The sequence below is a fragment of the Microbacterium sp. BF1 genome (assembly GCF_019279095.1).
GTDB lineage: Bacteria > Actinomycetota > Actinomycetes > Actinomycetales > Microbacteriaceae > Microbacterium > Microbacterium maritypicum.
Genome location: NZ_JAGYWT010000709.1, coordinates 1 through 944, shown reverse-complemented (window position 1 = coordinate 944; position 944 = coordinate 1). Strand labels below are relative to the sequence as shown.

The 944-nt window shown below is 70.4% G+C and carries 1 protein-coding gene; it reads left to right on the top strand.

Annotated elements, in window-relative coordinates:
* The first annotated feature begins 124 nt into the window (after positions 1-124).
* Positions 125-775, top strand: a complete 651-nt coding sequence (locus KZA10_RS16220) for an alpha/beta family hydrolase (protein WP_256935002.1) — start codon at positions 125-127, stop codon at positions 773-775.
* Positions 776-944: the final 169 nt, after the last annotated feature.

Here is a 944-nt window from a genome sequence, read left to right as displayed (position 1 = left end):
GCGACGCCGGAAGCCGGGACTGCCGCTGCGTCGACGGTGACGCCGGTCGAGCCCGATGCCGCCCCCGATGCGGACGGCATCCAGGGCGAGCGGGCATGACGGCGATCTGCGCACTCTCCGTCTGATGGTCCAGATCCCGGTCGAACTCTCGAACGGTCCCACTGTCGTCTCCGCGGACTGGACCCCCGGTGACAACGGGGCGACGGTGATCGTCGCGCACGGCGCGGGTACCGGCAAGGACCACCCGTTCCTCACGGGCTACGTCGACGCGCTCGGTGCGAGCGGCTTCTCGACCCTGCGTTTCAACTTCCCGTACGTGGAGCAGGGACGACGGATGCCGGGACCTGCCGCGCACGCGATCGCCACCTGGAACGCCGTCGCAGCCTTCGCACGAGAGTCCGCCCCCTCAGCGAGCCTGTGGGCGACCGGGAAGTCGTATGGGGGACGCATGGCGTCGATGGCGGTCGCCGAGGGCATGCTCGTCGACGGGCTCGCCTACCTCGGCTATCCGCTGCATCCGTCGGGGCGGCCGGAGAAGCCGCGCATCGAGCATCTGCCGGGCATCACGGTGCCGCAGCTGTTCGTCGAGGGGACGAACGATCCGTTCATCCAGCCGATCGCCCAGTTCGAGGAGGCCGTCGCGAGCTGCCAGGATGCGCGCGTGGTCTGGGTCGAAGGTGCCGGCCACACCTTCGAGGTCAAGGGGCACAAGCGCCCCGCGGCAGAGATCGGGGCGTCGCTCGCGCCGATCGTCGCCGAGTTCATCGACCGCTGAGCACGTCACCGCGCCGACGTCACCGCGCCGACGTCACCGGTCCAGCGTCGCCAGCTCCTGGTCGTCGAGCAGGCGCCGCAGCGTCGTGAGCCCCAGCGTGCTCATCGGGGGATTCGACTGCTCGTAGTACCAGCCGAGCCCGATCGCCTGCTGGAAGGCCCACGCCGCG